This is a genomic window from Vibrio genomosp. F10 str. 9ZD137 (genome assembly GCF_049974785.1).
GTDB lineage: Bacteria > Pseudomonadota > Gammaproteobacteria > Enterobacterales > Vibrionaceae > Vibrio.
Genome location: NZ_JBNGCJ010001041.1, coordinates 1 through 911 on the forward strand (window position 1 = coordinate 1; position 911 = coordinate 911).

Here is a 911-nt window from a genome sequence, read left to right on the forward strand (position 1 = left end):
AATCCAAGCCGATATCCTCTCCACCGATGCTAAGCTGCCCACTCACAGCGAGCGCATTGTGTTTTTGAGTGTAAGTCCAGCCGGAATACCCTGTTGGCGTGCACATCGACAACGGTAAGCTATTTAACTGAGGCGTAAAAAAGAGGTCTGCATGAATCGTGTTGTTGTTGATCACGACTCGCCACTGTTGCTGTTGAATATCGAACTTAATCGGTTCGCCATGCAGTGTTGTGATGCCATTGCTCGGAGAATTTGTCACCGTAGAGGCGATGCCGAGAGGTTTGATCCAGCTGACTTCTAATAATTGGTCTTTTTTAAGGTCATAAAGATAACAGAAGGCGCTTGTCGCATAGCGAATATCCGCAATGGCCAAACCGATGACATAATTTTCTGTCACAATGCTCGTAAATTGAAATTGCTTATAATGAAAATACTTGGCCCACTTCCCTGCTTTCTTATCCATTTCTGTGATGTAGCGAAAGTGCTCAACCCCAAGTCTTAAAGGAGCGCCATCAAACTGTCCAAATATGGGCTGTCCGTCTTCTCTAATAAGCGACTCTGGCGCAGGGATAGTATTGAACACAGGCTCACACTTAACAATTTAATAACATAACTCTAGTTTGCATCGTTATGGCTTTTATTTGGAGGGTTATTAACTTACTTTTCAACAGTGAGTTCACAATTAGAGTAAAAACTTTGAATTGATGAGGTATCAGCGCAAGCGAAGAAATGCACCTCACCGTTTGTGATCACCGTTATTAATGATGACTCGGTGGTTTTTTTCAGCAATAATCAGCTTTATGGCTCGATTGTTAGAACACTCTATTCCCTATGCTCAATCCCAAACTGATAGCCCTTCTGCCCGACTTAGCTTCGTTCATCTTAGTGGTGAATGAAGGCAGTTTTACGGC

1 protein-coding gene is annotated in these 911 nt (G+C 43.1%); it reads right to left on the minus strand.

What is annotated here, in order from left to right; all coding sequences use genetic code 11:
* A partial coding sequence (locus ACP45E_RS22140) for a DUF2804 family protein (protein WP_141707492.1) occupies window positions 1-583 on the minus strand: 583 nt, incomplete at its 3' end.
* Window positions 584-911: the final 328 nt, after the last annotated feature.